Raw genomic sequence first — 22162 nt, 5'->3', positions numbered from 1 at the left:
GAGGGGGAGGGCCATGCGGAAATTCGCCGAGATCCTGAAAATGGCGGCCGGGCGCAAGGGCGGCGCGGCGGCGATCGAGCAGGAGCTGCCCAAGGTGAAGTCGGCCAAACAGCTCGCGGCCATTCCCGACGACCGCTGGCTCTCGGCGATGAGCCGGGCGATCTTCCAGTTCGGCTTCAACTGGCAGGTCGTCGAGAACAAGTGGCCGGGCTTCGAAGAGGCCTTCCAGGGCTTCGACCTGCGCCGCTGCGCCCATCTCTCCGACGAGGCGATGGACAAGCTCTTGAAAGACACCCGTATCATCCGCAACCCGCCGAAGGTGCGCTCGGTGCAGGCCAACGCCGGCTTCCTGCTGCAGCTCGCCAAGGAGCATGGATCGATCGGCAAGCTGGTCGGCAACTGGCCGGCCGACCGCTACATTGACCTGGTGGATATCTTCAAGCAGGGCGGCGACCGCATGGGCGGTGCCACCTCGCAGTATTTCCTGCGCAGCATGGGCAAGGAGAGCTTCATCCTGAGCCGCGACGTGACGGCGGCGCTGATCCGCGAGGGCGTGGTGGCGAAGGAGCCGACCGCGAAAAAGGACCTGGAGAAAGTGCAGGCGGTGTTCAACCAATGGGCCAAGGAAAGCGGCCGCCCGCTCACCCATATCAGCCGCATCCTGGCAATGAGCGTCGGCGATTGACGCGCGATCAGACCACGGGCACCCCGAGCCGGCCGAAGCCCGGCAGCTTCAGCGCCGGCCGGCGGATGTCGAGGCCGAGCACGGCGCCGAGCAGGTTGACCTCGACGCCCTCGACCCAGCCGAGCGTGACGCCGAACAGGCCGGCGATCGAGAACCTGAATCCGGTGCCGCTCGGGCTCGCGCCGAAGGCGAGGCCCTCGGTCCAGTCCTTGCCGATCGCGGTCGGCGGCAGCACGGCGTCGAGCTCCGGCACTTGCGCCAGGACGTGGGCGACGAAGGTGTTGGAATTGGGCCCGGGCCAGACGTTGTAGCCGCCGTTGCGATTGTGCGGGTAGGCGGCGATGGCGGCCTCGATGCGGGGAATCAGCGCCTCAGCCTCGGCGCCGACCGCCTTGCCGATCAGTTCCGGCCGGTTGCCGTACCACAGCGCATCCGCGGCCCAGCCGTTCTTGCGCACCGGCCGGCCCCAGCCGACCTTGTCGTAGCGCACGTAGTCGGCGGCGCCGGCCGGCTTCAGCACGATCCAGCTGTGATGCGCGAAGATGCCTTTCCAGCGTCCGGTGCGGGCGGCGAAGACCAGCACCTGCGCTTCCCGGCTCGCATCGGCGGCCGGCAGCACGCCGCTGCTCGACCAGTTGGCGGCGCTCCAGCTCGCGGGGTGATCATGCGCCATCCACCACGCCGCATGGGCGCCGAGCGGCAGCAGGAAGACGAGCAGGAGCGGCAGCAGCAGGAAGCGGAACAGGCGCATCGACGCCAGCATAGCGAACCGCCTCGGGCGCCCGCTATCCCTTCGGCGTGACCGGGCGGCGCTGGGCCAGCGGGATTTCGCGGACGCCGGTCAGGTCGACCTTGGGCATGTCCAGCGGCAGCGCGCGCAGCACGCCATTGGCGAGCTCGTTGTAGCCGTCGAAACGGCGGCGCAGGCGGCCGCGCCAGGTCTGCACGCCGCCATTGGCATGCAGTTCGAACACCGATTCACGGGCATCCAGGGCCGAGCCGACATGGTCCCAGGCGAGCTGCAGCAGGGCAGAGCGCTGCTTGGCGGTATAGCCGCCGCCGGCGAAGGATTCGGCGAGACCTGCCGCCATCTCCGGTGCCGCGAGGTCGCTGTCCGCGGGCGCCACGACCAGCGAGGAGCCGGGGAGCGTGCGCAGGATGTCGTTCATGCGCGGCCGGGCGTTCAGCATGGCGATGCTGCCGGCGGCCACATGGGCGTGGTTCGGCTGGCAATTGCCGGCCGTGGTGAAGTCCGGATCGGCCTCTGCCGCGATCTGGCAGCTGCGCACCGTCTGCACCGCGGCGATCAGGTCGACCAGATAGTCGATGGTCTGCTCGTGCTCGCGCAACCCCATCGCGTCGGTCAGCGCCAAGGCGAGGCCGAGCGAGAACTCCGCCTTGGCGAGCCAGCAATAGAGCTGATGCCAGAACAGCCAGGTCGCCACCGGCTCGGGCGAGGGATCGACCAGGAAGACGCGCTCCCATGGCACCAGCACGTTGTCGAGCCACATCTGGCCGTCCAGCTCGTCGTACCGGCTGCTGAGCGGCGCGAGGAAGGGATTGGCATCGTGGCGCGAGGGCTTGCGGCAGATCACGGTGACGCCGGGGCTGTTCACCGCCACCGCGAAGGTGGCGCGCCGGCCCTGATACTCGGCGCCGTTCAGCGCGCCGATATAGACGTCCTCGGCATAGGCCGGGCTCGTATGCATGCCGACCTTGCCGTCGACGATCAGGCCCCGGTCTGTCTCGCGCACGACTTTCAGCGCGGTGCGCCGGGCCGGATCGGGATTGAGACGCTGGCCGATGGTGGCGGAGCCGGCGGAGAAGGTGAGGAAACGGCCGGTGCTCGCGATCAGCGCGCGGTAGGTCTCCACCTTCGCGAGCTCCTCGGCCGAGGGCTTCCCCATCTGCACGGCGACCTGCACGCCCATGGCGATCAGGTGGCCATAGGCCGGCGTGTGGGTCACATTCCCGGCGGTCTCGAACGTGGTCTTGAGGAAGCAGTGGCCCATGGCGCGGAGCTGTTCCGCGCTCTTCGGCACCGTATAGGCCCAGGGCGTGCGCGCGCCGTCGCCGTCACGCGGCGCCAGCACGATATCGGCCCAGGCCGGATCGAAGTGGCGGTCGTACCAGCGGACATACTCGTCGACCATCGGCCGGGTCGCCGGATGCGCGGTGACGTCGTCGACCTGGCCCTCGCCCAGCAGCCAGACGCGGCGGCCGTCGCGCAGCGCATCGCGGTATTCGGCGCCGCGCCTCACGGCCCGGTGCCTTCGCTGAGAAAGCGATCGACCAGCCGATCCGCACGCTTGCGATCGGCCAAGGTCTGGACCCATTGGTAGTTGCGCTGGATCGAGCCAAGATAGAAGCGCTCGTACTGCTCGTTGCGGCTGGCCAGCGCGCTGCCGGCGAAATCCCAGGCCAGGCGGAAGATGCGCGCGCGCTTGGCGGCATTCGTGTCGCCGGCACCGCGCAGATAGCGCTCGATCAGGGGGCCGAGCTCTTTGTCGTCCATCTGCGCCTTGGTCGGCGCCGCCAGCAGGTTGTGCGAGCCGAGCAGGCGGATGATCTCGCCCACGCGCGGCATCCAGACCGGCAGGATCGCCTTCAACGCGGTGATCGGCGGCTTGTCCAGGAACCAGCAGCCATTGCCGTAATCATGCGCCTCGTGCTCGGCGGCGGCGATCGCGGCGCGGGTGAGGTCGGCATAGGTGCGGATCTCGCCCATCTGCTGCAGTGAGGGCGGCTGCAGGGAATTGATCGCCTCCGCCATGCGGAGCGCCACGCCCCAGGCGAATTCGAGCTTGGTCTGCGCCCGGATCATGGTCTGCTGGGTGATGTTCGGGTACCAGCCGGTGCGCATCACGTTGTTGTAAACGTTGATGTTGCAGTCGATGAAGACGCGGTTCCGCGGCACCTCCACATTGTCGAAGATGACGAAAGCATCCTGCTCGTCGAAGCGGGAGGAGAGCGGGTGGTCGTGCCGGTTGCCGGCCACGCTGACGCTGTCGCGGCAGATGAATTTCAGGCCCGGTGTCGACATCGGGATGCAGAAGGACAGCGCATAGGCATCGGCGCCGGGCGGCAGCTGGGCCGCCGGATAAACCGCGATCTCGTCGGCGAACGGTGCCAGGGTCGCCAGGATGCGCGCGCCGCGCACCACGATGCCGTGCTCGGTGTCGGCGACCTTGTGCAGCGCCACGTCATTGCCGGCGGCCGGCACGTCGCCCAGCGCCTTGTCGACGGTCGGCTGCACGATGGTGTGGGTCAGCGAGATATCGTTGCGCCGGAGAAATTTCTGATAAGCGACCAGGTTCGTCGCGCCGCCCTCGTTGCCGAAGGCGCCCCATTCGTCGTCGCGGCCGGCGAAGCCCGCATAGGTGACGTTCATGTAGTCCGGCGTGCGGCCCATCAGGCCGACCGAGAACTCTGCGATCTTTTCCAGGCAGGCATGCCGGCGCATCAGGTCGGCGCGCGAGCGCGGGATCATGTGGCTGACATTGATCGGCTCGCCGGTCTCCGGATCCGGCATCAGGCAGGTCGCGGCCTCGCGGTGCTGCAGGTCGAAGACCTCGGCCAGGGCATGCGCCGCGCCGGCGAGCGCCGGATGCTCCGTCACATCCGTCACCTTCTCGCGGCCGAGCCAGATCGACCGCGGGCTCTTGAGCCCTTTCAGGAACTCGGCGCCGGTTCTCGCTCCCATCCGTCCCTCCCCTGGTGGACATAAAAAATGAGTGCGCTCATTTTTTTATAAGCGTATTCCTGTGCGCAGACATGTCAAGCCAGCCCGATCTCGCGCCGTCCGAACCGGGCCGCCGCGAACGCAACAAGCAGGAGAAGCGCCGCCGCATCCTCGCGGCGGCCGGCCGCCTGTTCCGCCGCAAGGGCTTCGCCGCGACGACGACGCAGGAGATCGCCACCGCGGCCGGCATCGCCGCGGGCACGCTGTTTCTCTATGCGCGATCCAAGGAAGACCTGCTGCTGCTCGTCTTCATGGACGAGATGCAGGGGGTGATCGACAAGGCGTTCGCGGCCGTGCCGGCGGCGGCGCCGCTGGTCGACCAGCTGATGCACGTCTTCGGCGGGCTCGCCGATTATCACGCGGAGGACGTGCGGCTCGCCCGTGCCTTCATCCGCGAGATCGCCTTCAACGAGGATCGCGAGCGCCGCCGCGAGGTGATGGGCGTCCGCACCGTGATCAATGCCGGGGTCGCCCGCCTGATCGGGGAGGCGCAGCGCCGCCGCGAGATCGGCCGCGAGCTCGATCCTGGCGATGCCGCGCAGGTCTATTTCTCGGTCTATTTCCTGCTGCTGCAGAACTGGCTGAACGACGACATCGACCGCGACGGCTTCGACGCCCAGTTGCGCCGGCGGCTGGAAACGGCGGTCGCCGGCTCCCGCGCGCCGACGAGGCGCGCGGGAGCCAGGCTCATCGGGCGCCCTTGATCTGCGGCGGCAGGCGCTCGTCGTTGCCGAGGGCGATGCGGCGCACTTCCTCGGTATCGGTCGGCTCGTGCCCGACCTTGGCGCGCGGCGCCGGTGCTGCGACCACATGGTTGGTCAGGCGGCCGAGGCCGGTGACTTCCACCTCGATCTTGTCGCCGGGCTGCATCGGCCGCGAATTGGCCGGCGTGCCGGTCATGATCACGTCGCCGGGCAAGAGCGTGATGTGGCGGGCGAGATCGGCGATGATGTAGTCGATGCCGAAGATCATTTCGGAAATCGCGCCTTCCTGCACCAGCTTGCCGTTCTTGTAGCTGCGCAGGGTCGATTGCGTGACGTCGACGCCGGAAACGAGGCCGGGCCCGATCGGGCAGAATCCGTCCGGCCCCTTCACCCGCAGCATCGAGCCGGAATCGGTGTTGCGCATGTCCTGCAGGCCGACGTCGTTGCCCGGCGCGAAGCCGGCGAGATTCTCCCACACCTCGTCGCGCGAGACGTTGCGGGTCACCTTGCCGATCACGGCGGCGACCTCGCCTTCGTAGTTCAGGTACTTGTAGCCTTCCGGCCGCACCAGCTCGCCGCCATGCGCGTTCAGCGCGGTGACCGGCTTCTGGAAATAGGTCGGCGTCGGCGGCGGCGTGTTGGTGCCGCGGAACTCGAACAGGCGCGAGCGGTAGTTGACGTGGATGCAGAGGATCTTGCTTGGGCTGCAGGGCGGCAGATAACCGACCTCGGTCTCCGCCACCACCCGGCCGTCGCCAAGCTCGAGCTTGTCCTCCTTCGGCACCGCCCAGTAGGCGCTGCCGCGATACATCACGCGGCGGATCTCGCGGCGCGGTCCCTCCAGAACGCTCATAGCCGTTCCTCCCTCATGCTGTCGTCTTGGCCTTGTCGATGGCGCGCCAGACGCGGTCTGGCGACGCCGGCATGTCGAGTTCGCGCACGCCGAGCGGCGCCAGCGCGTCCATGATCGCGTTCATCACCACCGGCATGGCGCCGACCGTGCCGGCCTCGCCCGCCCCCTTGGCGCCGAGCGGGTTGTACTGCGTCGGCACCGGGCTCGACTTGATCACCATGTCGCACATCGTGTCGGCGCGCGGCATGGCGTAGTCGAGGAAGCTGGCGGTGAGCAGCTGCCCGGTCTCGCCGTCCCATACCACCTGCTCGGACAGGATCTGGCCCACGCCCTGCGCCACGCCGCCATGGATCTGGCCTTTCAGGGTCAGCGGATTGATCACTGTGCCGACATCGTCGACCACGGCATAGCGGTCGAGCCGCACCTCGCCGGTATCGGGATCGACCTCGACCTCGCAGACATGACAGCCGTTGGGGAAGGTGTCCTTCGGGTTCAGGAAGGTCGCGTTCTCGTAGAGGCCGAGTTCGATGCCCGGCGGCATCTTGCCGCCCTGGAAGGCGGCCTGCGCCACCTGCTTCAAGGTGACGCTGCGGTCGGTGCCGGCGACCTTGAAGCTGTTGTTTGCGAACTCGATATCGTCGATGCCCGCTTCCAGCATGTGCGCGGCGATCTTTTTGCCCTTGTCGATCACCTTGCCGGCGGCGAAGTAGAGCGCCGAACCGCCGATGACGGCAGAGCGCGAGCCGTTCGACCCCATGCCGAAGGCGACGCGGTCGGTATCGCCGTCGATGAACTGCACCTCGGACGGGTCGATGCCGAGGCGCTCGTGCAGGATCTGCTTGTACATGGTCTCGTGGCCCTGGCCCTGCGCCTTGGTGCCGATCAGCATCTGCGCCGTGCCGGAGGGATTGAAGCGCACCTCGGCATATTCCGGCTGCGCCGTACCAGCCGCCTGCTCGATGGCGTTGACGATGCCGAGACCGCGCAGCTTGCCGCGCTTCCGCGATTCCTCGCGCCGGGCAGCGAAGCCCTTCACGTCGCCGAGCTCGAGGCCCAGCTCCATGTTCTTCTCGAACTCGCCGCAATCGTAATAGGGGCCGAGCGGCGCCTGATACGGCATGGCGGCGGCGGGAATGACGTTCTTGCGCCGCAGCTCCACGCGGTCCAGGCCGGCCTCGCGGGCGAGGTCGTCGATCGCGCGCTCGATCAGGTAGATCGCCTCCGGCCGTCCGGCGCCGCGATAGGGCGCGGTCGGGTTGGTGTTGGAGAGCAGGCCGGTCAGGTACACATAGGCGGCCGGGATGTTGTAGACGCCGGTCACCGTCACGATCATGCCGAACGGCGACAAGAGGTTGCGGTCGGAGCCGATATAGGCGCCGATATTGCAGAGCATGTTGAGGCGGAGCGCGGTGAACCTGTTGTCCGCGTCCAGCGCCAGCTCGATCTCGCCGATATTGTCGCGGCCATGCTCGTCGGCCATCACGGCTTCCGAGCGCTCGCAGGTCCACTTGACCGGGCGGTTCAGCTTGCGCGCGGCCCACAAGGTCAGCCGGTGCTCGACATATTGCCAGCCCTTGGTGCCGAAGCCGCCGCCAACATCGCCGCTGATCACCCGCAACTTGCTCTCCGGCACCTTGAACACCGATTGCGCCAGCATGTTGCGCACGCGGTGCGGGTACTGCACATCGGCATAGAGCGTCATCCGGTCCTCGCCCGGGTCGTAGGTGCCGAGCGCGCCGCGCGGCTCCATGAACTGGGCATGCACGCGGGTGATGACATAGCGGCGCTTGAAGGTGCGCGCCGCCTTGGCGAATGCCGCTTCCGTCGCCGCCTTGTTGCCGCGCTCGACGATGTTGGAGATGTTGTCCGGGCATTCGTCCCAGACCGGCGCGGCGCCGGGCTGCGTCGCCTCCGCCGTCGAGGTGACGGAAGGCAGCTCCTCGTAATCGACCTGGATCAGCTCGGCCGCGTCCTTGGCTTGCGCCAGGGTATCGGCGATCACCATGGCGACCGGATCGCCGACATAGCGCACGCGGTCGATCACCAGCGCCGGGCGCTGCGGCGCGAACATGGGCGAGCCGTCCGGCCGTTTCCGCGGCATCGTCGCCTTCGGCATGCCGAGGCCGTCGGCGGCATAGGCCTTGCCGTCATAGACGGCGATCACCCCGGGTGCTGCCTGCGCGGCCGCCAGGTCGATCGAGCGAATCTTCGCATGCGCGTGCGGCGAGCGCAGGAACACCGCATAGGCCTGGCCCGGGATGTTGACGTCGGACTGGAAGCGGCCGCGGCCCTGAATGAGCCGCGGGTCCTCAAAGCGGGTGACCGACTGGCCGATACCGAACTGACCCATTTCCTCCCTCCGCGATCGAGACTTCGCGCGCCGCGATTTTGTTCATTGTAACAACAATCGGCGGGAGTCGATATCGGCGCGCCTGCGCCGACGCTCCGCACCTACGGCGTGGCGGTCAATTCGGCATTGCGTGAAGAATGCGGCTACTCAGCCGCGGCGCGGCGCAGATCCGCCGTGGCGGCCGCGTCGACCTTGCCCTCCGCGTCGACAACGACGCCGTAATCGCGTCGCGCCGCTTCCGGCGTCACCATGCCGAGGCGTACGTCGCTCGCCACCGCCTTGACATCGCGGGCCCACGGATGCCCGAGACCGCCGCCGCCCGGCATGCTGATCACCACGCGGTCGCCCTTCGGCACGGTCTGCACGCCCTTGCCGCGCAGCTTGGCTCCGGAGCCGAGGCGCAGATCGCCGGCGGCACCGTCCTTGCCGCCTTCGCGCCCGCGCGGCGGGTTCTGGATGCGGTCGTAATAGGCGCTGAGCGCGAAGGCCGCGGGATCGAGGTTGCCGACCTCCATCACCTGGCCGAGCCCGCCGCGATACTGGCCGGCGCCGCCGGAATCGGTGCGGTACTCCTTCCTCCAGATCACGATCGGCGAGATCGCCTCGTTGATCTCGACCGGCATGTTGCGCACGCCGCTCGGGAAGGCGGTGGCGGAGAGCCCGTCCTTGCCGGGCCTGGCGCCGGTGCCGCCGGAATGGAAGCTGATGATGTTGAACGGCATGGCCTTCGCCATCTCCGCCGGATCGCCTTCGGCGCGGCCGGGCCCGCCCAGCGCCGAGAGATTCCACAGGCATGACGTGCCTTCCGCCGGCACCTTGCCGCCGAGTGCCTGGTGCAGGCAGCCGAACACCACGTCGGGCAGCATCTGGCCGGTGACATGCCGGGTGGAGACCGGCGACGGCGGCGGCGCGTTCAGGATGCAGCCCTCCGGCGCGGTGATGCGGATGACCGAGAGCGAGCCCTCGTTGTTCGGCACTTTCGGCGCCACGATGCATTTCACGCCGAACGACGCGTAGGCCTCGGTGTAGCAGATCGGCACGTTGATGCCGTAGGAGGAGACCGGCGAGGTACCGGCGAAATCGACGTCGATGCCGGTCTCGCCGATCGTCATTGTCGCCACCAGGTCGAGCGGATGGTCATAGCCGTCCGCCCGCATGGTGAACTTGTAGGTGCCCGGCTTGATCTTGCGGATCTCCTCCAGCGAGGCGGCGCGCGACTTCTCCAGGATGTGCTTGCCCAGGCGGTTCAGGTCGTCGATGCCGAACTCGTCCATCATGGCGATCAGCCGTTTGGAGCCGATGTCGTTGCAGGTCGCCAGCGAATAGAGGTCGCCGACCACCTGCACCGGCTCGCGCACATTGGCCCGCACGATGTCGATCAGGGTCTTGTCGACCTTGCCCGCATGGGCAAAGCGGATCAGCGGGATGTAGAGCCCTTCCTCGTAGACCTCGCGCGCATCGGCGGTCATGCCGCGGCCGCCGATATCGACCACGTGGCAGGTGGAGGCGAACAGCGCCACCATCCGGCCGCGCCGGAAGGTCGGCGTGACGAAGGTGAAGTCGTGCAGGTGGCCGGTGCCCTTCCACGGGTCGTTGGTCAGGAAGACGTCGCCTTCCTTCATCGTGTCGATCGGGAACTTGTCCAGGAAGTGGCGGACCGACCGCGCCATGGAATTGATATGGCCGGGCGTGCCGGTCACCGCCTGGGCCAGCATGGCACCGTCCAGGTCGAACACGCCGGCGGAAAGATCGCCCGCCTCGCGCGTCGAGGTGGAGAAGCCGGTGCGGATCAGGGCCAGCGCCTGCTCCTCCACCACGGCGATGAGCCGGTCCCACATCAGCTGCAGGCGGATCGGCGACAGCGGATCGTTGGCGGTCATGCTCACTCCTTCTCCAGCATGATACAGCCGAGCGGGTTGATCCGCGCGGTGAAGCTGCGGGGCACGATGGTGGTGGTCTCGTCCTCGACGATCACGGCCGGCCCGGCGAGCGCGGTGCCCGGCGCAAGATCCGGCCGGCGGTAGACCGGCACATTGCCGAGCGTCATCTCGCCCGGATCGAACAGGCTGCGCGCGGCAGTCGGCTTGACCGGCTGGTCCGCCGGCTGCGGCGGGCAGGGCGGCAGCGGCGCCTGGGCGGCGGCGAGGCGGAGCGTCCAGTTCATGATCTCGGCCTGCAGCCCCGGGATCACCCGGCCGAAGGTCGCCGCGTAGGCTGCCTCGAAGGCTCGGTTCAGTCCTTCCCGCGAGCGCGCATCGAAGGCACCGGCCGGCAAGGTGACGGTGATCTCGTGGCCTTGGCCGCGATAGCGCATGTCGGCGGTGCGGGTCTCGACCAGCGCGGCGCCTGGGGCGCCGGCATGCACGACCGCTTCCGCCTCCGCCCGCATCTCGGCGAACAGCGCGTTGACCGCGGCGGCGTCGAAATTTTCATCGAGCTGGACATAGCGGCTGCGCGCCACCTCGTAGGCGACCGGCGCCATCAGGAAGCCGACGGCGGAACCGACCCCGGCGCCGGAGGGGATCAGCACCCGGCGGATGCCGAGCTTCTCGGCCAACCGCGCCGCATGGATCGGCGCCCCGCCGCCGAAGGCGATCAGCGTGCGGTCCTGCAGCTCCTTGCCGCGCTCCACCGCATGCACGCGGGCGGCGTTGGCCATGTTCTCCTCGACGATCTCGCTGATGCCGAAGGCGCCTTCCAGGCGATCGAGCTTGAGCGGCTCGCCGACGCTCTTCGCTACGGCCGCCACCGCCTTGTCGGCGGCGAGCTTGATGCTGCCGCCGGCGAAATAGTCCGGGTCGAGGCGGCCGAGCACCACATTGGCGTCGGTCACCGTCGGCTCCGCGCCGCCGCGGCCGTAGCAGGCGGGCCCCGGCTCGGAACCGGCGCTTTCCGGCCCGACATGGATGCGCGCCATGCTGTCGACGCTGGCGATCGACCCGCCGCCGGCGCCGATCTCCACCATCTCGATCACCGGGATGCGCAGCGGCAGGCCGGAGCCCTTCAGGAAGCGGTATTGCCGCGCCACCTCGAAGGTACGGGAATGCTGCGGCTCGCCGTCGTCGATCAGACAGATCTTCGCCGTGGTGCCGCCCATGTCGAAGGACAGCACCTTGTCGATGCCGCATTGCCGGGCCAGGCCGGCGGCCAGGATGGCGCCGCCGGCGGGGCCGCTCTCGACCAGGCGGATCGGGAATTTCCGCGCGGTGTCGAGCGTGGTCAAGCCGCCGCCGGAGGTGATCAGGAACAGCGGGCAGGCGAAGCCGCGCTGCTTCAGCTGCTCGCCGAGCCGGCCGAGATAGCTGTCCATCACCGGCTGCACATAGGCATTGGCGACCGCGGTCGACCAGCGCTCGTATTCGCGGATCTCCGGCGACACCTCGCTCGACAGCGTGATGGCGATGCCGGGCATGTGCTTCGCCAGAATGTCGCGCGTGCGCCGCTCATGCTTGCCGTCGAGATAGGCGTGCATGTAGCCGACCGCGACCGCCTCGATGCCGGCCGCCTTCAGCTTCGGCGCCAGCGCCGTCACCGCGCTCTCGTCGAGCGGGATCAGCACATTGCCGCGGCCGTCCAGCCGCTCGCGCACGCCGAAGCGCAGGTCGCGCGGCACCAGCGGCGGCGGCTTGTCCATGAAGATGTCGTATTGCTCGAACCGGTTCTCGAACGCCATCTCGATCGAATCGCGGAACCCCTCGGTGACGATCAGGGCGGTCCTGGCGCCCTTGCGTTCGATGATGGCGTTGGTGGCGAGCGTGGTGCCGTGGATGATCAGGGCGAGATCGGCCGGCTTCAGCCCGGCCTGCCGCATCACCAGGTCGATGCCGGTGAGCACGCCTTCCTCCGGCGCGCGCGAGGTCGTCAGCACCTTGGCGCTGAACCGCTGGGGTCCCAGCTCCAGCGCCAGATCGGTGAAGGTGCCGCCGATATCGACCGCCAGCCGGGCCTTGTCCGCCGTACTGTTCATGTGTGAGAAGCGCTCCGTCGAGATCCGGGCTGCAGGCAAGCAGCCATCATGCCAAATCGGCGTGCCTTAGCGGAACAGGTCCATCTTTCGGGACCGCACCAATTCCTGGCCGTTGCCGTCACGTGCCGGCGGTCCGAAGCCGCGAACGATCACCACCGGTTGTCCTTCGCTCGACTGGCCCATCAGCAGCGAGGCGGCGGCGGCGATCTCGTCGGCATGGGCCACCTCGGTCACCCGCAGGATGCGGCCGTTGAGATCGGGCAGGCCGCGCATGTCGACCAGGGCGGGAAGGCCGGCGACGCCGATCGCCGCGCCGGTCGTGCCCATGCGCCAGGCCCGGCCCCAGGAATCGTTGATGACGATTCCGACCTCGACGCCGGCAATCTCTTTGAACCGCTCGCGCAGGCGGCGGGCGGAGCCGTCCGGATCGGCCGGCAGCAGCAGCACGTCGTCCTCGCCGCCATCCACGTTGGAATGGTCGATGCCGGCATTGGCCATGACGAAGCCGAGCCGGTGCTCGACGATCAGCACGTTCGGCACCGCGCGCAGCACCTCTTTCGATTCCCGCAGGACTAGCTCGACGAGGCGCGGGTCCTTCAGCACCGTTGCGCCCAGCTCTACCGCGCGCGGCGATGGCGTCACGCTGGCGAGCGAGACGAGCCGTCCTTCCGACTTGGAGACGATCTTTTGCGCCAGCACGACCACGTCGTGATCGCGCAGGCCCACGGGCGCGATCAGCGCCGCGAGGTCGTCACCCGGCCGGATGCGCGGCAGGCCGGGAACGGCGATCAGTTCGACGCGGTCAGGAATTGTCGGGCAGCCCGGTCAGCCGGATGCCGGAGCCCGGCACCTTGTAGCGGCGGTTGAGGAAGATCAGGATCGAGGTCAGCGCCTCGGCCGCCACCGAATTGGCGAGCGGCCCGGCCTGATAGGCCCGCATGCCGCCGGCGCGGGCGAGCTGGACGACCGCCTCGCGCGCCGCCTCGTCGTCGCCGCAGACCAGCACGTCGCAATCGACCGTGGCGTCGTCGTCGAGCAGCACATGGGCGGAGACGTTCTGGAAGGCCGACACGACCTTGACGCCGGGGCCGAGCAGGTTCTGCGCCGCGACCACGGCCGAGTCTTCGGCCGGCAACTGCACGCGCGACACCTTGGGCGGCACCAGCGGCACCGTCACGTCGACCAGGATCTTGCCTTCCAGCGCCGGCGCGACCGATTTCAAGGTCGCAAGCTGCGCCGACCACGGCACCGTCAGCACGACGATCTCGCCCGCCTGCGCCGCGGCGAGATTGTCGCCGCCGCGGGCTTTGCCACCCGGCAGCTCGGCCGCCTTGGCGGCGGCCTTGGCGCCGTCGCGGGAGCCGAGGAAGACGGGATAGCCGGCGCGGGCCCAGCGGCGGGCGAGGCCGCCGCCTTCATGGCCGGTGCCGCCGAGAACGGCGATGACGGGTTTCGGATCGGTCATGGCGTTGCGTGCGTTACCGGGGTGCGAGGACGGGGCAGTGCGCGCTTCTTGTCGCTCTCGGTCAGCTCGCCGGTGAAGCGGGCGGCGACTTCGAGCTTGATCGGCATCAGCGGCTGAGCGTCGAAGGCGGCGACGCGGCGTTCGTTGCCGGCATCGCCGTAGAGCGTGGTGCGGATGCGCGGCGCGCGGCCGAGCCCTCGGATCAGCGCCTCCATGGCGGCGGGCGGCAGCTCCTCGCCATGCTCGGCGCCGGCGGCGCGGGTGATGCTCTCGTTCATCAAGGTGCCGCCCATGTCGTTGGCGCCGGCTTCGAGGCAGATGCGCGCGCCATCGGCGCCCATCTTCACCCACGAGGTCTGCACGTTCTTGAACAGCGGGTTGAGCGCGAGCCGGCCGACGGCATGCATCAGCACCGCCTCGCGGAAGCTCGGCCCCATGCGCGACCGGCCCTTCAGCGCGATCGGCGCCTCGCCGGCGACGAAGGGCAGCGGCACCAGCTCGGTGAAGCCGCCCGTCTCCATCTGCAGGTGGCGCAGGCGCAGCAGGTGCCGCGCCCAGTGCACCGGCCGGTCGACATGGCCGTACATGATGGTGGCGGTGGAGCGGATGCCCGCCCTGTGCGCGGCGCGCATGATGTCGAGCCATTGCTGCGTCGACACCTTGTCGGGACAGAGGATGTCGCGCACCTCGTCGTCCAGCACCTCGGCCGCGGTGCCGGGCAGGCTGCCGAGCCCGGCTTCCTTCAGCGCGATAAGATAGTCCTCGACGGAAAGCTTCAGCGTCGTGGCGCCGTGCCAGATCTCCAGCGGCGAGAAGGCATGCACATGCATGCCCGGCACCGCCTGCCGCACCGCGCGCGCGATGTCGAGGTAATGCCGGCCGGTATAATCGGGGTGGATGCCGCCCTGCATGCAGACTTCGGTGGCGCCGCGCTCCCAGGCCTCGCGGGCGCGGCGGGCGATCTCGTCGATGCCGAGATCGTAGGGCTCGCCGCGCAGGTTGGCGGCCAGCTTGCCCTTGGAGAAGGCGCAGAAGCCGCAGCGGAAATAGCAGATGTTGGTGTAGTTGATGTTGCGCACGACGGCGTAGGAGACGCTGTCGCCCGCCGCCTCGCGGCGCACCGCGTCGGCGGCGCGGCACACGTCAGCGAAGGCCGGGCCGCGGGCGGCGAAGAGCTGCACGATCTCCGCCTCGCCGAGTTCCTTGCCGGCGGCGGCGCGGTCGAGCAGCGGCGCTAGACTGTCGCTCCGCCGCGAAGCCGGCGCGGCCAACAGGGCCAGATCGGCCGCGGGCAGCGGCAGGTTGAGCCCGGGCCGCCAGGCCTCGACCCGGCGCAGGCCGTCGGCGTCGCTCATCGCCAGCACGCGCGGGCGCAACGACGCATCGACCCAGCGTTCGGCATCCAGCGCATAGGCGCGGTGCACAGCCATGCGCTCGGTCAGCACTTTCCCATGCTTCGCCGTCTCGGCCGCGAGGGCGTCGAGATGCGGCCAGGGCCGCTCCGGGTTCACATGGTCCGGCGTCACCGGCGACACGCCGCCCCAATCGTCGATGCCGGCATCGATCAGCCGGCCATAGCCCGGCTCCTGCAGGTTGGGCGGCGCCTGCACCGTGAGGCTGCCGCCGAACACGATGCGGGCGATTGCGATGGTCCAGAGCAGGTCGTCGGTATCCGGCTCCGGCGCGTTCGCCATCCGCGTGTCCGGCTTGGCGCGGAAGTTCTGGATGATGACTTCCTGCAGATGACCATGCGCGCGGTTGAGGTCGCGCAGCGCCAGCAGCGCCTCGATCCGCTCGGCCCGCGTCTCGCCGATGCCGATCAGGATGCCGCTGGTGAACGGCACGCGCGCCTCGCCGGCCGCGGCGATGGTCGCCAGCCGTGCGGCCGGCAGCTTGTCCGGCGCGCCGAAATGCGGGCCGCCACGCTCCGAGAGGCGCTCTGCCGTGGTCTCCAGCATGATGCCCATGGAGGCGGCAACGGGGCGCAGCATGGCGAGGTCGGTCGCGCTCATCAGGCCGGGATTGAGATGCGGCAGCAGGCCGGTCTCGTCCGCCACCAGCTTCGCCATGGCGGCGAGGTAATGCAGCGTCGTCGGATGGCCGAGCTCGGCCAGCGCCTCGGCGGCATTGCGCCATTTCAGCTCCGGCTTGTCGCCGAGCGTGAACAGCGCCTCGGCGCAGCCGGCCGCCTGGCCGGCCCCGGCGATGGCCAGCACCTGGTCCGGCGTCAGATAGGCCGCCTCGCCGCGCCGCGGCGGATGCGCGAAGGTGCAATAGCCGCAGGTGTCGCGGCAGAGATGGGTCAGCGGAATGAACACCTTCTTCGAGAAGGTGACGACGTCGCCGAAGGCGGCATCGCGGATCGCCTGTGCCGTCTGCATCAGCGCGTCGAGGTCTTCGGCCAGAGCGAGGCGCCGCGCGGCGGCATCGTCCGGCAGCCGGCCGCCGCGCGCGGCGGCGAGAAGCTCGTGCAGGTCAGGCGACAAGGGCAAGGTCCCGATAGGCCGCGTGCTCGGCGCGCAGCGCGGCGAGATCGGCCGGCAGGTCGATGTCGCGGGCCAGGCCGATGCGGCGAACAATGGTTGGCGTGAGGCCGAGGCTGCGGGCGAGCTCGGCATGGCGTGCCGCACTCGGCGCCGCCGTGGCGAAGGCGAAGGGGATGGCGTCCGGCGGCGTCAGCAGCAGCGCGTTGGTGCCGCCGTCCTTGGCCTCGGCGATGACGACCGGCGCATGCGCCGCCGCGTCGATCAGGGCGACCACGTCGTCCGCGCCGAGCCAGGGCAGATCGCCGGCCAGCAGCAGCAGCGAGGTGGCGCCCTGCCGGCGGGCATGCGCCGCGATGCCGGCAGCGGCGGCATTGAGATCGCCTTCCATGCCGGGGTCGAAGGCGGCGGCGCCCTGGGCCCGGGCGAGATCGGCGAGCGCCGGATCGCGCGTCGCCACCGCGCGCGCCGCGATGCCGGCGCCGGCCAGCGCCTGCAGGCCCTGCACCAGCATGCGGCGCACCAGGTCGCGTCGCGCCGCATCGGGCACGGCCGGCGCCAGGCGTTGCTTGGCGCGGTCGAGCGACTTGGCGGGGATCACGGCCATCAGCATGGGGGCGATTTCACCCCGCCGCCGCCAGCTTGTCCACGAAATCAAGGACCTCCCCGGCCAGCCGCCGCTTGTCGGCATGGGTCCGCATCATGGTGTCGGCGACCAGGACCCGCATGCCCAGCCCCTCGATCTCGCCCTTGGCGCTCCTGTCGGCCTGGTCGAGCACGAAGCCGTCGATCAGCCCCCGGTAGCAGGCGGCCACGCCTGCCGCGGAAACCGGATGGCCGAGCTCGGCCAGCATCTTCGCCGCCGGGCCCTTGATCGCCTGGCCGCCGACGATCGGCGTGACGGCGACGCGCGGGACGCGCAGCCGCTCGATCGACGCCCTCAGGCCTGGCACGGCCAGGATCGGCGCCACGCTGACGAAAGGGTTGGACGGGCAGATCACCAGGCCGCGCACGGCCTCGCCTGCCAGCAGGGCCAGCGCCTCGGGCAGGGCGGCGGCGCCTTCGATCCCGGCGAAGCGGATGACCGTGACGGCGGGCTCGCAGCGCCGTCGCACGAACCAGTGCTGGAAATCGAGCTCGCCCTCTTCCGCGGTGGCGACCACCGTGCGCACCGCATCGTTCGACATCGGCAGCACCTGCGATGCGATGCCCAGGCGGCGGCAGAGATCGGCGGTGACCGCGGCGAGGGTCTCGCCGGCCCGCAGCCGGCGCGTCCGCTCGACATGGGTGGCGAGATCGCGGTCGCCCAGGTTGAACCAGCTCTCGCCGCCGAGCTGGCTCAGCGCCGCCATGAAATTCCAGCTCTCGCCGGCGCGGCCCCAGCCGGTCTCCGGGTTGGCCAGACCGGCCAGGGTGTACATGACGGTGTCGAGATCGGGCGAGACGTGCAGGCCGAGATGCTCGAAATCATCGGCCGTGTTCACCACGATGCTCAGCCGCTCGCCGAGGATCGCGGCAAGGCCCAGCGCGAGCTTGGCGCCGCCGACCCCGCCGGCAAGTGCAACGATCTGATCGCGGGCCACGGACGAAACTCGCTCGGCTGACGAAAGAACTATCGCGAAGTGGCGGAAGTCTAGCTGTGATAAAGGGTTAATGCACCCGCAGACCGTTGTCGCCGGCACATCCCTCGGCTGCGCGGGACACGGCGCTCAGCTCACCTCGACCTTGATCTGCGCGGCGAGCCCCCGCAATTCGTCCAGCGGGGGGTTCCGGCGCGGCCAGTTGAGCGTGACCCCGTCGTCGTCGTGACGCGGCAGCACATGCAGATGCACATGCGGCACGGTCTGCCATCCGGCCGGCTTGTTCGCCTGCAGCACCGTGATCCCGGCCGGGCTGAACGCCGCCTGCACGGCGCGGGCGACGCGTGCCGCGGTCCGGAACAAGGCGCCGGCGGCGGCATCGTCCAGATCAAGGATGGTTTCGAACGGCTGCCGCGTCGCGACGATGACATGGCCAGGATTGACCTGGCCGGCATCCATGAAAGCGAAGGTCAGTTCGTCCTCATACACCTTCGCGCACGGGATCTCGCCGGCGATGATGCGCGTGAACACCGTGGGTGTCATGGCCCCTACCCCCTGTTCCCGTTCCCCGGCGCAGTATAAGACGGCATCCGGTCTCTGCCGCACCCCCGATCGCTCACGCCTTTCCCGCCCACTATCAGCATGGACATTGCAGGCTCGATTCCGCTCGCCGTGCTGTTCGCCACGGCCCTGCTGCTGGCGCGCGCCTGGATGGTGACCGATGCCAGCCGGCTCGCCATCGCGCGGCTGGCGCGGCTGGCGGGGCCATCCGCCGGGCACGTGCTGTTCGGCTACACCTTCGCGGTAGCGGGGCTGTCGCTGGTGATCCCGAATTTCGTCGCCGCGATGGCGGCGACGCCCTTCATCGCCCGGCTGGTCAAGGGCTTCCGCCTGGACGGCGCGGCGCATCGCAGCGTCACCACCGCCTTCGCCGCTGCCTGCATGTGGGCGGCCAATGTCGGTGGCAAGGGGTCGCTAGTCGGCAGTCCCTCGAACGCCATCCTGGTCGGTTACCTGCAGGGGGCCGCAGTGCCGGGGCGGGAGGCGGTGACCTATCTCACCTGGCTCGCCTTTGGGTTGCCGATGTCGCTGCTGCTGGCGCTCGCCGTCTGGGCGCTGCTGCGCGTGGGCTTCGCGGGTGCCCTGACCCATGCGGCGCCGAACAGCGAAGTCCTGCGCGACCAAGGCGCCTCGGCCAACACGCGGGCGGTCTGGCGGCTGACCGGGATGTTCCTGTGCTACTGGCTCGCCGCCAGCGTGGCGCAGGGCCTGTTCGGGGAACGCGCCGAATGGCCCATGGTCGTCGGCGCGCTGCTGTTCGGCGCCTGGCTGATGCTGCGGCTGTTTCGCAATGGCGGCAGCGACGGCGGCCCGCTGCTCCGCGCCGCCGATATGCGGGCCGGCTTTCCCTGGCGCGGCTTCCTGCTGATCGGCGTCACCGCAGGCGCCTCCTTCGCCCTGGTCAAGTTCTTCGCCATCGACCGGCACGCGGCCGATCTCGCGGCTTCGCTGAGCGAGGCCGGCATGTCCGGCTTCCTGCTCCTGTTCGTCATCCTGCTTCTCGTCATCCTGACCACCGAGATCGCCAGCAATACGGTCGTCGCCTTCACCTTCTTCCCGGTCGCCCAGGCGGTCGCGCCGGTGCTGGGCCTGTCGCCGATCGCCTTCCTCATCCTGGTCAGCGTCGCCTCCACGGCCGGCTACATGACGCCGATGGCGACGCCCGCAAATGCGCTGGTCGTGGGCGAGGTGCGCGGCATCCGCTATGGCCGCCTGATCTTGCTCGGCTTCGTCCTGGACCTGCTGGTGGCGGCCATCCTCGCCCTCTGGGGCGTGACGGTGATGCCGCTGATCCTCTAGCCGGCGCTTCGGCGCAACTGGACTCGGCCGCCTGCCCGCGCCAGATTCGGCCCCGTCATGCTGCCCGACCGCCACGCCTTCACCCGCCAGATCCCCGACGGCGACAACCGCGAGCGCCTGGTCTGCGGCGATTGCGGCTTCATCAACTACGTCAATCCGAAGATCGTGGTCGGCGCGGTGGTGACCTGGGAAGGCCGCTTCCTGCTCTGCCGCCGCGCCATCGAGCCCAGGCGCGGCTACTGGACCATCCCGGCCGGCTACCTCGAGGAGCACGAGACGACCGAGGCCGGCGCCCGGCGCGAGGCGCTGGAGGAGGCCTGCGCCGAGATCGAGCTGGAAGGCCTGCTCGGCGTCTACAACGTGCCGCGCATCAGCCAGGTCCAGCTGATCTATCGGGCGACGCTGCGCGCGCCGGAATTCGGCGCCGGCGAGGAATCGCTCGAGGCGGCCCTGTTCGACTGGGCCGACATTCCCTGGAAGGAGCTCGCCTTCCCCTCGGTGATCTGGGCGCTGAACCACCACCGCGAGGTCGACGGGCACGCGATCTTCGCTCCGCGCACCAACCCCCACGGCCAGACCGGCAATTACTGAGCCTGGTCCAGGGCCTGCCGATCTAGATAGGCGAGCAGAGCCGGCTCGAACGGCGTGATCGACTTATAGGCCTTGAGCTCCGGCGCCATCGTGCGCAGCAATTCTGCCAGGCGGCGCGCGCGGGCCGGGTCCGAAGCCGTCTTGGCCAGCGGCTCGCGCAGGATGCGGATGGTGAACAGGATGTCGCCGCTTTCCGGCAGGCGCAGCAGGGTCTGCCGCTCGACGCGCAGCCACAGCTTGTCCGCCACATTCTCCGCGCTGATGCCGGCCGCCGGATCGGTGCGGAAATGCCCGCTTGGCTGGAACAGCGCCGGATCGTCGATCAAGCCCCAATTGGCGCGCCACACGCCGCGGCCGGCGCCGAGCCGGTCGAAGAATCGCTCGACCGGCTTTCCCAGGGTCGCGGCGAAGCCCGGCACCGGCGCGTGAATCGGGGCCAGCGGCCGGCCGATCTTGTCGGCGAGCCGCCAGCGCGTCGGGAAGCAGAGCGAGGCGGCGGCGAGCACCCAGCTCTCGCCCTCCGGCCGCATCAGGCAGAGATCCTCCTGCACCAGCCGGCCGGCGAGATCGAGCGGATGCAGGGACGCGTCCGCCGGATCGAAGGCCGCGCCGTCGGTCAGGCGGCGCAGCTTGTCGCCGTCGAGGCGGTAGAGCGCCGGGTGGTGCAGCGCGAGATGACGGGCGAGCCGGTGCAGCACCTCGCGCGATCCCGGCTCGGCGCCGGGAGTCGCGGCGAAGACCTCGGCATGCCGTTCCGCCAGCAGGCGCCGCTTCTCCGCCAGATCTGCGGCGAGGTCGTCGTCGACCAGAATCCATGCCGCCGGATCGAGCGGCATCAGCCCCATCGTCATGCGATAGGGCGGGTCGAGGAAGGGATAGAGCAAGCCCGCCGGCCCGCGCTTCAGGCGTCGGCGTCGCTGCCGTGGCGCCGCAGCAGCGGCACCTGGGCGAGCATGAACACGATGGTGAGCGGCATCACGCCGAACACCTTGAAGCTGACCCAGGTGTCGGTCGTCTGCGTGCGCCAGACCACCTCGTTCAGAACCGCGAGCAGCAGGAAGAAGCCGGCCCAGCGCCAGGTCAGGATGCGCCAGCCCTGGTCGTCGAGCGGCAGCACCGCGCCCATCAGCGGCTTCAGCAGCGGCCGGTCGAACAGCATGCCGCCGGCCAGGATGGCGGCGAACAGCGTGTTCACGATGGTCGGCTTCAGCTTGATGAACAGCTCGTCCTGCAGCATCAGGGTCAGCCCGCCGAACACCAGCACGAAGAAGGCGGTGACCAGCGGCAGGGTCGGCAGCTTGCGCTCGATCGCATAGGACGCGGCGAGCGCCGCTACGATCGCGACCATGAAGGCGCCGGTCGCGGCGAAGATGCCGAACCTGGCATTGGTGACGAAGAAGACGAGAAGGGGACCCGTCTCGATCGCGAGCTTGACCAGCGGGTGCGGGGGGCGACGTGTCATGCGGGGATGAGTTATGCCGGCTAATCCGGCTTACGCAAGCACCCCAAATATGAAGCGCCGGTCGGAAGCCCGACCGGCGCGATCAGAACAACCGCTCCGCTAGCGCAGAGCGGCCGGAGTCACAAAAGACTACTTCTTCTTGGCCGTCTTCTTCTTCGCGGCGGGCTTCTTCGCCGCCGGCTTCTTCTTCGCCGCGGCCTTCTTCGTGGTTGCCTTAGCCATTAGTTGGCACTCCTTCAGCTGAGTAGAGAAGAGCGATCGGCGTTTGAGAGTCACGCATACCGCCCTCCTTGGTCGCGACCAACTCGTTGTGAATCGGTCGTGCCACCAACGTCTGATGCAAGGTTTGTGTTGTCAAGTGGTAAACACAAAATATCTAGCGAGGCGTCCGCGATCGCACCACATGTTGTCGTTTTTACA

At 69.2% G+C, this 22162-nt stretch carries 19 protein-coding genes; 4 read left to right on the top strand and 15 right to left on the bottom strand.

All coding sequences use genetic code 11. From position 1 onward, the window contains the following. Positions 1-13: 13 nt before the first annotated feature. Complete coding sequence (locus DT074_RS08200) at positions 14-685, top strand: DNA-3-methyladenine glycosylase I (protein ID WP_119419350.1); 672 nt, start codon at positions 14-16, stop codon at positions 683-685. A 7-nt stretch (positions 686-692) separates the two neighbouring features. Here the strand turns inward: DT074_RS08200 and DT074_RS08195 are convergent, their stop codons facing one another. The 3 genes from DT074_RS08195 to DT074_RS08185 are packed head-to-tail and all read right to left on the bottom strand — an operon-like array spanning position 693 to position 4388. Next, entirely contained in the window at positions 693-1448 is a 756-nt protein-coding gene (locus DT074_RS08195) for a DUF3750 domain-containing protein (RefSeq protein ID WP_119419349.1), read from the bottom strand. A gap of 22 nt (positions 1449-1470) precedes the next feature. Then, complete coding sequence (locus DT074_RS08190) at positions 1471-2946, bottom strand: 4-hydroxyphenylacetate 3-hydroxylase N-terminal domain-containing protein (RefSeq protein WP_162914724.1); 1476 nt, start codon at positions 2944-2946, stop codon at positions 1471-1473. Continuing rightward, positions 2943-4388, bottom strand: coding sequence for a 4-hydroxyphenylacetate 3-hydroxylase N-terminal domain-containing protein (locus DT074_RS08185; protein WP_119419347.1), 1446 nt, complete (start codon positions 4386-4388; stop codon positions 2943-2945). The genes DT074_RS08190 and DT074_RS08185 overlap by 4 nt, the downstream gene beginning before the upstream one ends. Before the next feature lie 71 nt (positions 4389-4459). On the opposite strand from DT074_RS08185, the gene DT074_RS08180 reads away from it, so the two are divergent. Beyond that, a complete protein-coding gene (locus DT074_RS08180; protein WP_119419346.1) occupies positions 4460-5131 on the top strand; it encodes a TetR/AcrR family transcriptional regulator in 672 nt (223 codons plus the stop codon). On the opposite strand, the gene DT074_RS08175 is transcribed toward DT074_RS08180, so the two are convergent. From DT074_RS08175 to DT074_RS08130, 10 genes are all read right to left on the bottom strand, one after another. After that, positions 5115-5984 (bottom strand): fumarylacetoacetate hydrolase family protein, encoded by an 870-nt coding sequence (locus DT074_RS08175; RefSeq protein WP_119419345.1) that lies wholly within the window; start codon positions 5982-5984, stop codon positions 5115-5117. The genes DT074_RS08180 and DT074_RS08175 overlap by 17 nt on opposite strands. Before the next feature lie 13 nt (positions 5985-5997). Beyond that, positions 5998-8334, bottom strand: a complete 2337-nt coding sequence (locus DT074_RS08170; protein ID WP_119419344.1) for a xanthine dehydrogenase family protein molybdopterin-binding subunit — start codon at positions 8332-8334, stop codon at positions 5998-6000. Positions 8335-8477: 143 nt separating this feature from the next. Then, complete coding sequence (locus DT074_RS08165) at positions 8478-10214, bottom strand: hydantoinase B/oxoprolinase family protein (RefSeq protein ID WP_119419343.1); 1737 nt, start codon at positions 10212-10214, stop codon at positions 8478-8480. Between the two features lie 2 nt (positions 10215-10216). Further along, on the bottom strand, positions 10217-12301 hold the full coding sequence (locus DT074_RS08160; protein ID WP_119419342.1) for a hydantoinase/oxoprolinase family protein: 2085 nt from the start codon (positions 12299-12301) through the stop codon (positions 10217-10219). 66 nt (positions 12302-12367) lie between these two features. Continuing rightward, positions 12368-13111 carry a coenzyme F420-0:L-glutamate ligase gene (cofE, locus tag DT074_RS08155; protein WP_119419341.1) on the bottom strand — a complete coding sequence of 248 codons (744 nt, stop codon included), beginning with the start codon at positions 13109-13111 and terminating at the stop codon, positions 12368-12370. Continuing rightward, complete coding sequence (gene npdG, locus DT074_RS08150) at positions 13104-13766, bottom strand: NADPH-dependent F420 reductase (protein WP_119419340.1); 663 nt, start codon at positions 13764-13766, stop codon at positions 13104-13106. The genes cofE and npdG overlap by 8 nt, the downstream gene beginning before the upstream one ends. Next, entirely contained in the window at positions 13763-16252 is a 2490-nt protein-coding gene (gene cofH / locus DT074_RS08145) for a 5-amino-6-(D-ribitylamino)uracil--L-tyrosine 4-hydroxyphenyl transferase CofH (RefSeq protein ID WP_368744536.1), read from the bottom strand. Before cofH ends, npdG begins: the two co-directional genes overlap by 4 nt. Beyond that, entirely contained in the window at positions 16242-16862 is a 621-nt protein-coding gene (cofC, locus tag DT074_RS08140; RefSeq protein ID WP_162914723.1) for a 2-phospho-L-lactate guanylyltransferase, read from the bottom strand. The genes cofH and cofC overlap by 11 nt, the downstream gene beginning before the upstream one ends. Positions 16863-16872: 10 nt before the next feature. Next, positions 16873-17832 (bottom strand): 2-phospho-L-lactate transferase, encoded by a 960-nt coding sequence (cofD, locus tag DT074_RS08135; protein WP_119419338.1) that lies wholly within the window; start codon positions 17830-17832, stop codon positions 16873-16875. A gap of 126 nt (positions 17833-17958) precedes the next feature. Then, entirely contained in the window at positions 17959-18372 is a 414-nt protein-coding gene (locus DT074_RS08130) for an HIT family protein (protein WP_119419337.1), read from the bottom strand. Between the two features lie 99 nt (positions 18373-18471). Here DT074_RS08130 and DT074_RS08125 point away from each other — a divergent pair, with 99 nt between their 5' ends. Continuing rightward, positions 18472-19689, top strand: a complete 1218-nt coding sequence (locus tag DT074_RS08125) for an SLC13 family permease (protein WP_119419336.1) — start codon at positions 18472-18474, stop codon at positions 19687-19689. 57 nt (positions 19690-19746) lie between these two features. Then, complete coding sequence (locus tag DT074_RS08120) at positions 19747-20280, top strand: NUDIX hydrolase (RefSeq protein ID WP_119419335.1); 534 nt, start codon at positions 19747-19749, stop codon at positions 20278-20280. Here the strand turns inward: DT074_RS08120 and DT074_RS08115 are convergent. Beyond that, positions 20274-21164: a heme-dependent oxidative N-demethylase family protein gene (locus DT074_RS08115; protein WP_119419334.1), complete on the bottom strand. Its 891-nt coding sequence runs from the start codon at positions 21162-21164 to the stop codon at positions 20274-20276. The two genes, DT074_RS08120 and DT074_RS08115, sit on opposite strands and share 7 nt — an antisense overlap. Before the next feature lie 17 nt (positions 21165-21181). Beyond that, complete coding sequence (locus DT074_RS08110; RefSeq protein WP_119419333.1) at positions 21182-21742, bottom strand: septation protein A; 561 nt, start codon at positions 21740-21742, stop codon at positions 21182-21184. Positions 21743-22162: the final 420 nt, after the last annotated feature.

The sequence above is a fragment of the Desertibaculum subflavum genome, from assembly GCA_003576705.1.
Taxonomy (GTDB): Bacteria; Pseudomonadota; Alphaproteobacteria; order Ferrovibrionales; family Ferrovibrionaceae; genus Desertibaculum; species Desertibaculum subflavum.
Note: the sequence above shows the minus strand (reverse complement) of the source record. Positions and strands in the feature narration are given on the sequence as shown.

Excerpts from the sequence above, each read along its gene's own strand:
- DT074_RS08175 (WP_119419345.1), bottom strand. The coding sequence starts at position 5,984 with ATGAGCGTTCTGGAGGGACCGCGCCGCGAGATCCGCCGCGTGATGTAT.
- DT074_RS08120 (WP_119419335.1), top strand. The coding sequence starts at position 19,747 with ATGCTGCCCGACCGCCACGCCTTCACCCGCCAGATCCCCGACGGCGAC.
- DT074_RS08130 (WP_119419337.1), bottom strand. The coding sequence starts at position 18,372 with ATGACACCCACGGTGTTCACGCGCATCATCGCCGGCGAGATCCCGTGC.
- DT074_RS08195 (WP_119419349.1), bottom strand. The coding sequence starts at position 1,448 with ATGCTGGCGTCGATGCGCCTGTTCCGCTTCCTGCTGCTGCCGCTCCTG.
- DT074_RS08170 (WP_119419344.1), bottom strand. The coding sequence starts at position 8,334 with ATGGGTCAGTTCGGTATCGGCCAGTCGGTCACCCGCTTTGAGGACCCG.
- DT074_RS08125 (WP_119419336.1), top strand. The coding sequence starts at position 18,472 with ATGGACATTGCAGGCTCGATTCCGCTCGCCGTGCTGTTCGCCACGGCC.
- npdG (WP_119419340.1), bottom strand. The coding sequence starts at position 13,766 with ATGACCGATCCGAAACCCGTCATCGCCGTTCTCGGCGGCACCGGCCAT.
- DT074_RS08165 (WP_119419343.1), bottom strand. The coding sequence starts at position 10,214 with ATGACCGCCAACGATCCGCTGTCGCCGATCCGCCTGCAGCTGATGTGG.
- DT074_RS08180 (WP_119419346.1), top strand. The coding sequence starts at position 4,460 with ATGTCAAGCCAGCCCGATCTCGCGCCGTCCGAACCGGGCCGCCGCGAA.
- DT074_RS08185 (WP_119419347.1), bottom strand. The coding sequence starts at position 4,388 with ATGGGAGCGAGAACCGGCGCCGAGTTCCTGAAAGGGCTCAAGAGCCCG.
- DT074_RS08160 (WP_119419342.1), bottom strand. The coding sequence starts at position 12,301 with ATGAACAGTACGGCGGACAAGGCCCGGCTGGCGGTCGATATCGGCGGC.
- DT074_RS08200 (WP_119419350.1), top strand. The coding sequence starts at position 14 with ATGCGGAAATTCGCCGAGATCCTGAAAATGGCGGCCGGGCGCAAGGGC.
- DT074_RS08110 (WP_119419333.1), bottom strand. The coding sequence starts at position 21,742 with ATGACACGTCGCCCCCCGCACCCGCTGGTCAAGCTCGCGATCGAGACG.
- cofC (WP_162914723.1), bottom strand. The coding sequence starts at position 16,862 with ATGCTGATGGCCGTGATCCCCGCCAAGTCGCTCGACCGCGCCAAGCAA.